The 9,043-nt window shown below is 63.7% G+C and carries 8 protein-coding genes; 6 read left to right on the top strand and 2 right to left on the bottom strand.

Translation table 11 applies throughout. From position 1 onward, the window contains the following. Positions 1-767: 767 nt before the first annotated feature. Positions 768-1,856, top strand: coding sequence for a TRAP transporter substrate-binding protein (locus Q7T45_RS27905; protein WP_304875315.1), 1,089 nt, complete (start codon positions 768-770; stop codon positions 1,854-1,856). Between the two features lie 192 nt (positions 1,857-2,048). Here the strand turns inward: Q7T45_RS27905 and Q7T45_RS27900 are convergent, their stop codons facing one another. Together Q7T45_RS27900 and Q7T45_RS27895 are read right to left on the bottom strand one after the other, a co-directional pair. Then, positions 2,049-2,339 carry a DUF1330 domain-containing protein gene (locus Q7T45_RS27900; protein WP_304875314.1) on the bottom strand — a complete coding sequence of 97 codons (291 nt, stop codon included), beginning with the start codon at positions 2,337-2,339 and terminating at the stop codon, positions 2,049-2,051. Positions 2,340-2,438: 99 nt separating this feature from the next. After that, a complete protein-coding gene (locus tag Q7T45_RS27895; protein ID WP_304875318.1) occupies positions 2,439-3,386 on the bottom strand; it encodes a ring-cleaving dioxygenase in 948 nt (315 codons plus the stop codon). Between the two features lie 126 nt (positions 3,387-3,512). Here Q7T45_RS27895 and Q7T45_RS27890 point away from each other — a divergent pair, with 126 nt between their 5' ends. The 5 genes from Q7T45_RS27890 to Q7T45_RS27870 all read left to right on the top strand — a co-directional run bounded on the left by Q7T45_RS27890 (position 3,513) and on the right by Q7T45_RS27870 (position 8,964). Then, a complete protein-coding gene (locus Q7T45_RS27890) occupies positions 3,513-4,274 on the top strand; it encodes a crotonase/enoyl-CoA hydratase family protein (RefSeq protein WP_304875313.1) in 762 nt (253 codons plus the stop codon). Between the two features lie 37 nt (positions 4,275-4,311). Further along, positions 4,312-5,982 (top strand): bifunctional UDP-sugar hydrolase/5'-nucleotidase, encoded by a 1,671-nt coding sequence (locus tag Q7T45_RS27885; RefSeq protein ID WP_304875312.1) that lies wholly within the window; start codon positions 4,312-4,314, stop codon positions 5,980-5,982. A 258-nt stretch (positions 5,983-6,240) separates the two neighbouring features. Continuing rightward, entirely contained in the window at positions 6,241-7,170 is a 930-nt protein-coding gene (locus Q7T45_RS27880; RefSeq protein ID WP_304875310.1) for a histone deacetylase family protein, read from the top strand. Between the two features lie 74 nt (positions 7,171-7,244). Further along, the gene (locus Q7T45_RS27875; protein WP_304740169.1) at positions 7,245-7,496 is read left to right on the top strand and encodes an exodeoxyribonuclease VII small subunit; all 252 of its coding nucleotides are present in this window, start codon (positions 7,245-7,247) and stop codon (positions 7,494-7,496) included. Positions 7,497-7,665: 169 nt separating this feature from the next. Further along, a complete protein-coding gene (locus Q7T45_RS27870; RefSeq protein ID WP_304875308.1) occupies positions 7,666-8,964 on the top strand; it encodes a hypothetical protein in 1,299 nt (432 codons plus the stop codon). Positions 8,965-9,043 lie beyond the last annotated feature (79 nt).

The following is a 9,043-nucleotide window of genomic DNA, read 5'->3' as shown; positions in this document are numbered from 1 at the left end:
GAGGGAGCAGGGAATGCCGGATGCGCGCTGCACCCGCGGTCTCGTGTGCAAAATTGTGCGAAAAAGGCGCACACGAGCATACAGGGCAGCGGAGAACATCCGACATTCCCTGCGCAATGGCTTGACGGCTTATCTCGCGCTCACCCCGGAGTATCGGGCTCTTCTCGCCTCCGTCGCCTTACGGAAACTGGCACTCCGGCCCGGTCGGGCTTTTGCACCTCCGCAAGACTTGACGCCGACCACTGAGGCGTCAGGTCCACACGATTTTGCCGTACGCTTCGACACCGCTCGTCTGCCCGTTCCAAAGACCGCTCACGGAGTTTATCCCGCCCTGCGATCCCGTTCCGCGCACGATGCCGTCGCGTCCACCGCAATCCCATCCCAACGTTCGGTGACGATGGCCAACGCCCCTTCCTAAGGGGACAGGATGGCGTGAGTCGTAACGGTGATTTGGGTTTCGGGAAAAGCGAAATTTTACCCGACGGGTTAATTTGTCGCATCGCGTCGGGTCGAGGGCGCGGCCAAATCCATCAACGTCATTGCGAGCGCAGCGAAGCAATCCATCTCGCAGCCGCGCGGGTGGGTGAGATGGATTGCTTCGTCGCAAGAGCTCCTCGCAATGAGGTTGCACGCATTTTGCTCCACGTCGCGCAAGATAGCGCTTCCTTGCATGCCCACCCCCGAGTTCGGTATGGTGCGCGCCAACCGGTCCCGCGAGGCACCTGCCCCGCGCCAGTCGACCAGCCATCCAAGGGAGTGAACCCATCATGAAACGCCGCACGTTCCTCAAAGGCAGCGCCATCGCCGGCGCGACCACGCTGGTTGCCGCGCCCGCGATCGCCCAATCGACGCCCGAGATCAAATGGCGGCTGACCTCGAGCTTTCCGAAGTCGCTCGATACCATCTTCGGCACCGCGCAGACCTTTGCGAAATACGTGGCTGAAGCCAGCGACAACAAGTTTCAGATCCAGACCTTTGCGGCGGGCGAGATCGTGCCCGGCCTGCAGGCGCTCGACGCGGTGAGCACCGCGACCGTCGAGATGGCGCAGACCCCGCTCTATTTCTACATCGGCAAGGAGCCGGCGCTCACCTATGCCACGGGTGCGCCCTTCGGCATGAACCACCGCCATCAGCATTCATGGTGGACGTTCGGCGGCGGCGCCGAACTCGTCAACGAGGCGCTGACACCTTTCAAGACGCATGCCATCCTGTGCGGCAACTCCGGCACGCAGATGGGCGGCTGGTTCCGCAAGGAGATCAAGACGGTCGACGATCTCAAAGGCCTCAAATTCCGCATCGCTGGCATGGGCGGCCATGTGCTCGCCAGGCTCGGCATCGTGCCGCAGCAGATCGCCGGCGGCGATGTCTATTCAGCGCTCGAGAAGGGTTCGCTCGATGCTGCGGAGTTCGTCGGTCCCTATGACGACGAGAAGCTCGGCTTCCACAAGGTGGCGAAGTACTACTACTTCCCGGGCTGGTGGGAAGGCGGGGCCATGCTCCACATGATCGTGAACCAGGAGAAGTGGGCGGCACTTCCCAAGCAGTACCAGGCCATCCTCAACCAGGCCGGCGCGGCCGCGGGCAGCTGGATGATCGAGAAATATGACAGCGTCAATCCCGCCGCGCTGAAACGCCTGATCGCCGGTGGCGCGGAGTTGCGCGCGTTCCCGCAACCGGTCATGGAGGCCTGCTACCAGGCCACCCAGGACCATCTGAACGAGATCGCCGCGAAGAGCGCGCTCTTCAAGAAGACCAAGGAGAGCCATGACGCGTACATGAAGGAAGTGCTCTCCTACACGCAGATCGCGGAAAACTATTACGACAACTTCCTGCTCGGCAAGATGCGCAAGGGGTGAGTGCCGCGCTGGTAGAACTCCAGCTGTCATTCCGGGGCGCGCTCTTGCGCAAACTATGATGTGCAATTGCACATCAGAGAATCCATACTCGCGATCGTGGTTATGGATTCCGGGCCTGCACCTTCGGTCGGCAATTGCCGACCAAAGGCGCATCCCGGAATGACGTTGGGGTTTTGGCGCTTTGGCAGCCGGCTACGTGCACCCATCGACAAGCACCAGTTTACTCGTCGTGGTATCGTGGCGAACCTTGAACAGCTCCTGAATTTCACGGTCAGCGAGAAACGCTTCCGCATTTTCGCGGGCCGGAAATTCGAGGATGACCATGCGCTCGGGCTTCCAGTCTCCCTCGATGGTCGTCGGCTCGACCCCTCGAACGATGTATTGTCCTGAATGCTTCGCGATGAAGGCCGGGATTTCAGCGATGTATTTTCTGAAACCGGCGAAGTCATTTATCGTGAAGTCGAGCACCAGATAGGCTTTCATTGCTCGTCCTCGTAGGGCGGGTTAGCGAAGCGTAACCCGCCATCAACGGCATGATGTGTTGAAGTGGCGGATTACGCTTCGCTAATCCGCCCTACGCAGTCACCCGATCGGCTTCAACCCCGCTTCAATCTCTGCCCGGCGCGGCTCCAGGAACGGCGGCAGCGCCAGCTTTTCGCCGAGCGTCGTCATCGGTTCGTCCGTGGAAAAACCCGGACCATCGGTGGCGATCTCGAACAGGATGCCGTTGGGCTCGCGGAAATACAGGCTGCGGAAATAGAAGCGGTCGATCTCGCCGGAGTGGCGGACACCGAGCTCCGACAATCGCTGCGTCCAGGCGTGATACTGGATTTCGTCCGGCGTGCGAAACGCGACGTGGTGCACGGCGCCCGCGCCCTGCCGGGCAACAGGCGAATCCTTGTCCTCGAGCACATGCAGTTCGGCGGCCGGGCCGCCCTCGCCCATGGCGAACACGTGAATATGCGCGCCGTGCGCGGTATAGTCGCGCACGCGGCGCATGTTCATCGCGCCGACGAGGACCTGCTCGATGGCGGCCAGATGCCGCACCGTGAGCACGATGGGGCCGAGGCCGCGGATCTGGTGCTCCGCCGGCACCGCGCTGCGCTCCCAGGGCGAGGCTGGACCCACCCCGCCATCGTCGACCAGCACCAGCCGCTGGCCTTCGCCATCCTCGAACGGCAGCGTCAGCCGGCCGTCGACTTCAATGACGTCGCCGGTTACGCCGCCGGCCTGCTTCAGGCGGTCGCGCCAGTAGCCGAGACTGGCTTCGCCGGCGACCCGCAGTCCGGTACGGGAAATGCTGTTGCTGCCGCGTCGCTCCGGGGCGGCCGGAAAATCGAAAAAGGTCAGATCTGTACCAGGATTGGCCTTCCCGTCGGCGTAGAACAGATGATACGCGCTGACGTCGTCCTGGTTGACGGTCTTCTTGACCAGCCGCATGCCGAGCAGGCCGGTATAGAACGCCAGATTTTCGCGCGGTCTGGCGGAAATTGCGGTCAGATGATGAATCCCGGTCAGTTGCATCGCAATGTTCCTCACGCGTCGTTCCGTCGCCGTGTAAAACCGGCCCGGCCGGTTTGGGACGCCATCAACTTGATGTAGGGTGCGCCTCCCGGATTAGCCACGTCGATCCTCCCTGCGTTGAGAGCCTGCCCCATGCCCGACCACCTGATCGTTTCAGATGAAGAGACCACGCGCGTGATCACCATGCGGCGGCCGGAAAAGAAGAATGCGATCACGCAGGACATGTATCGCGAGATCAGCGACGCGATCAACAGCGCGCAGAACACCCCCGGCATCCGCTGCATCGTCATGACAGGCGGCAACGGGGTGTTCACCGCCGGCAACGACCTCGAGGATTTTCTGAAAGACGGCACGTCGAACTCGGATACGCCGCGCAAATCCAATGCGATCAAGTTTCTCTATGCGCTGGCGCATAATACAAAACCGATCGTCGCCGCAGTCGACGGCATCGCGATCGGCATCGGCACCACCATGCTGTTCCATTGCGACTACGTGGTCGCCTCGACGGCGGCGAGCTTCTCCACGCCCTTCATCCATCTCGGGCTGGTGCCGGAAGGCGCCTCCAGCCTGCTGATGCCGCGCACCATGGGACACCAGCGCGCCTTCTCCACCCTGGTGATGGGTCGCAAGGTCAGCGCCGAGGATGCGCGTCTCGCCGGTTTCGTCAGCGAGGTGGTGGCGCCGGGTGAGACCGAAGCCGCGGCGCGCAGGGTGGCGCGCGAAATCTGCGCACTGCCGGCGGAAGCGGTCGCGATCTCGCGCAAGCTGCTCCGACCGTCGCCCGAGGACCTGACCCGCCGGATCGACCAGGAGAGCCATCTGTTCGGCGAGCGCATGCGCTCGGCGGAAGCGGTGGCCGCGTTCCAGGCGTTCTTCGCGCGCAAGAAGGCATGAGGACGAAGCTCTGTGAAATCGTCGTGCCGGTCGTAACATGAGACATTCACTTTCCTTGATCCTTGGCGCCGCAATGCTGGCGGCGGCGCCCGGCCCCGCGTCGCGCGCATCGGCGCAAGCCGCGCCGGTCGAACTGCGCGTTCTCGCCATCAACGATTTCCACGGCCATCTGCAGCCGCCGCCGGGCGGAATCCGGATCGATAATCCCGCCGACAAGGCCGACAAGATCACGGTCGAGGCCGGCGGCGCCGAGCACATGGCCACCGCGGTCAGGCAACTGCGCGACGGACACGCCCACACGATATTCGTCGCCGCCGGCGACCTGATCGGCGCCAGCCCGTTCCTGTCGGCGATGTTCCACGACGAGCCCACCATCGAATCGCTCGACATGATGGGGCTCGCGGTGGCTGCCGTCGGCAATCACGAATTCGACGAGGGCAAGAACGAGCTGCTGCGGATGCAGAACGGCGGCTGTCATCCGATCGACGGATGCCAGGGGCCGCATCCTTTTCTCGGCGCGAAATTCCGCTATCTGGCCGCCAGCACCTTCGAGAAGAGCACCGGGAAGACCGTGCTTCCCGCCTACGCGATCAGGGAGTTCGGCGGCATTCCCGTGGCCTTCATCGGCCTGACCCTGAAGGGCACGCCGAACCTGGTTTCGCCGGTTGGCGTCGCCGACCTCGAATTTCGGGACGAATCCGATACCGTGAATGCGCTGCTGCCGGAACTGAAGGCGCGCGGCGTCGAGGCCATCGTGGTGCTGATCCATGAAGGCGGGTTCCCGACCGGCGACTATAATGAGTGCCCCGGCATCTCCGGACCGATCGTCGACATCGTCAAAAAATTTGATCGCGCTGTCGATGTGGTGGTCAGCGGCCATACCCATCGGCCCTATGTCTGCGATATCGACGGCAGGCTGGTCACCTCGGCCGACAAATACGGCACCATCGTCACCGCGATCGACCTCAAGCTCGATCCCGTCACCCGCGACGTCGTCAGCGCCCGCGCCGACAATGTCATCGTCCGCACCGACGCCTTTGCCAAAGATTCGCAGCAGACCGCCCTGCTCGACTCCTATGACCGGTTGGCCGCGCCGATCGCCAGCCGGCCGGCGGGGTCGATCACCGAAACGCTGTCGCGCACCCCCAACGCATCCGGCGAAAGCGTGCTCGGCGACATCATCGCCGACGCCCAGCTGGCCGCGACCCGCGCCGAGGTCAACGGCGGCGCGGTGATCGCCTTCACCAATCCGGGCGGCGTCCGCAGCGACATGCTGAAGAGGGATGACGGCGCGGTGACCTATGGCGACGTGTTCGCCAGCCAGCCGTTCCGCAACCAGCTGGTGACGCTGACGCTGACGGGCATGCAGATCAAGAACATGCTCGAGCAGCAATGGCTCGACCCGAAGCGGCCGCGGATCCTGCATGTCTCGGATGGATTCAGCTACAGCTGGGACGGCGCCAGGCCGGTCGGCGACCGCGTCGCCGCCGACAGTATGTCGCTGCACGGCGCGCGCATCGATCCCGCGACGGCCTATCGCATCACCGTGAACAATTTTCTCGCGGTCGGGGGCGACGGATTCACCGTCTTTACCGAAGGGCTCGCGCCGCAGGTCGGCGTCTACGACGTCGACGCGCTGTACGCCTATTTCAGGGCCAACAGTCCGATCGCGCCCGCCACCGGAAATCGCATCGTGCGAATGAACTGAAATACCGGCGATATGAGCGGACATCGGTGAATCACTTGCTGCCCATCCTTCGAGACGCCGCGCAAGGGCGCGGCTCCTCAGGATGAGGTTGGTGTGTTTCAGCAAGTTAACCTCATCCTGAGGAGGCCACGAAGTGGCCGTCTCGAAGGATGGGCAGCAATACCGATCTATGATTCCAGGTACTGGCTCTTTCCCAGGCCGCGCTGACCGCCTAGATTAGCCCCTTCTCGTAAAGCGCTTACCGCGCCAGGATCTTGCATGACCACATTGCTGCTGACGCATCCGGCCTGTCTTGACCATGCCACGCCGCCCGGCCATCCCGAACGCGCCGACCGGCTGCGCGCGGTCGGCGAGGTGCTCGGCGAAGACCGCTTCAACGCCCTGGTGCGCGGCGAAGCGCCGGAGGGCAGCCTCGATTCGGTCACGCTGTGCCATGGCGAGCACTATGTCGGGGAACTCCGGCATATCGCGCCGTCGAGCGGCCTGATCTATATCGACGGCGACACCTCAATGTCGCCGGGCACCTGGGAAGCGGTGATGCGCGGTGTCGGCGGCGCGGTCACCGCCACCGATGCCGTGATGTCGGGCAGCTACGACAATGCGTTCGTCGCGATCCGTCCGCCCGGCCATCACGCCGAGATCAACAAGCCGATGGGCTTCTGCTTCTTCGACAACGCCGCCATTGCCGCGCGCCACGCCCAGCGCAAATACGGCATTGCCCGCGCCGCCGTGGTCGAGTTCGACGTGCATCACGGCAACGGCACCCAGGAGATTTTCTGGTCCGATCCGACCGTGATGTATTGCTCGACGCACCAGATGCCGCTGTTTCCGGGCACCGGCGCCAGCGGCGAGCGCGGCGACCACGACACCATCGTCAACGCGCCGCTCGCCTCGGAAGACGGCAGCGCGAAATTCCGCGCCGCGTTCGAAAACGTGATCCTGCCGCAGCTGCGCAAATTTTCGCCCGAGCTGATCATCGTCTCGGCCGGCTTCGACGCGCATTTCAGGGATCCGCTGGCGTCGCTCAACCTGCAGGCGGAGGATTTCGGCTGGGTCACGCGCCAGCTGATGGACGTCGCCTACTCCAGCGCCGGCGGCCGGATCGTCTCGGTGCTCGAGGGCGGCTATGACCTGCAGGGCCTGAAAGAGTCGGTAGCGTCCCACGTCACCGCATTGATGGGCGCGTGAATTCCCGCCACAATACGTCCGCATAGATCATCTTGAGTCTGCGCCTCGCAGGGGGCGCATCCGGGACACCTGATATGGCCGAAAACACCGCAGTCGACGTCAAGAAGCTCTCCTTCGAACGCGCGATCGAGGAGCTCGAATCGATCGTCAAGCGGCTCGAGGACGGCAAGGTGCCGCTGGAGGAATCGGTGGCCATCTACGAGCGGGGCGAGGCCCTGAAACGGCGCTGCGAGGAACTGCTGCGGCAGGCCGAGGCGCGGGTCGACAAGATCACCACCGATTCCAGCGGCCAGGTCACCGGTACCGAGCCGCTCGACGTGCAGTGAGGGCCGGCCGCCCGGCCGGATTGACGTCGCTCCTGGCAGTCGCTCTCGGGCAACAGGTGAGAACAATAGGCGAATTCGCCGGCAAGCGACCCCGGAGAGGGCTGAATTAGTTCTTGGCGGGTTGAGCGGCCTGATATAGTCCGGCCGTCAGTCCGGGGATCAGCAGTAAGTGCGCGTTCAGCACCGCCATATCATCTATGTGCAGGGATACGATCCGCGCGGGCTTGCGCAGTATTACCGCATGTTCAGGACCGAACTGCGCAAGTTCGGCCGGCTGTATCAGCTCAACGCCACCATCAGCCGCCCGCAGGCATCGCCTGACGGCGAAACCGCGTCGTGGTCGATCGAGACCAGGGCCGGCGACTGGCAGACCCGCACGGCTTACGATTTCCTGCGGTTCGAGGACCTGATCCAGCGCGACCTTGCCGCGCCGATCTGGAGCACGGTTTTCCACGCCATGTGGATCTACTGGCGCCTGGTCTTCCGCGGCACCATTGCGCGGTTCTGGCGGGCGCATTGGCGGTTCGCGACCTTCATCACCTACCCGCATTTCCTGCTGTTTCTGGAGGCGCTGGGGTCGTTCGGCATTGCCTTCGGCTTCGCAAGAGGGCTGCAAGCGCTCGGCGTTCCCGACCTGTTCGGCATGGCTGCCGCGGCGGCGCTGTTCGTCGCCGTCCTCGGCACGGTGCTGAAATACACGGAAAACTCCACCTATTTGCTCTATCTGTTGTCCGACACGATCTGGACCTGGGAGTTTTCGCACCGGCAGCGGCCGGAATGGGATGCGCGGATCGACCGCTTTGCGCAATACCTCGTCGATGTCGCGCGCTCCAGCGATGCCGAGGAAATCGTCGTCGTCGGCCATAGTTCGGGATCCTTTCTGGGGACCGAAATTCTGGCGCGCGCGCTCAGGCTCGACCCTGACCTCGGACGGCACGGTCCGCGCATCGTGCTTTTGACCATCGGCGGCAATTTCCCGATCGTCGGTTTTCACGCGGCGTCGCAGGATTTCCGCGATGATCTGCGCTTGCTGGCGGTGGAGCCGTCGATCGACTGGATCGACTGCCAGTCGCGCAAGGACGTGATGAATTTCTATCCGTTCGATCCGATTGCCGGCCACGGCATCGACGTCGGCGCCATCAGACGCAACCCCACCATCGTGCCGGTCCGGTTCCGCGAAATCATCAGGCCGGAGCACTACAACCTGTTCCGCTGGCAGTTCTTTCGGGTCCATTTCCAGTTCGTGATGGCCAATGAGCGGCCGCATGCCTATGACTTTTTCATGATCGTCTGCGGGCCGATCCCGCTCAGCGACCGTATGGCGCGTCCCGAGGAGGCGCTGGCGATCGCGACCGGCGACGCCAATGCCCGGGAATGGGCCTGGAAAAGGCTCGAATCCGCCGATACCGGCCCGGCGGATGCCGCCGAATTGGGCGAGATGGAACCCTCGGCACGGCGCCGGGGCTGAAAGGCAGGTTCCCCCCCGCCCTTAACCGTGGCGCGCGGCAGCGCCCCGCCGGGTTGGCTTTAACAGCCGCTTTAGTGTA

The organism is Bradyrhizobium sp. (genome assembly GCF_030646015.1).
GTDB lineage: Bacteria > Pseudomonadota > Alphaproteobacteria > Rhizobiales > Xanthobacteraceae > Bradyrhizobium.
This window is presented reverse-complemented; position numbering and strand designations above follow the sequence as displayed.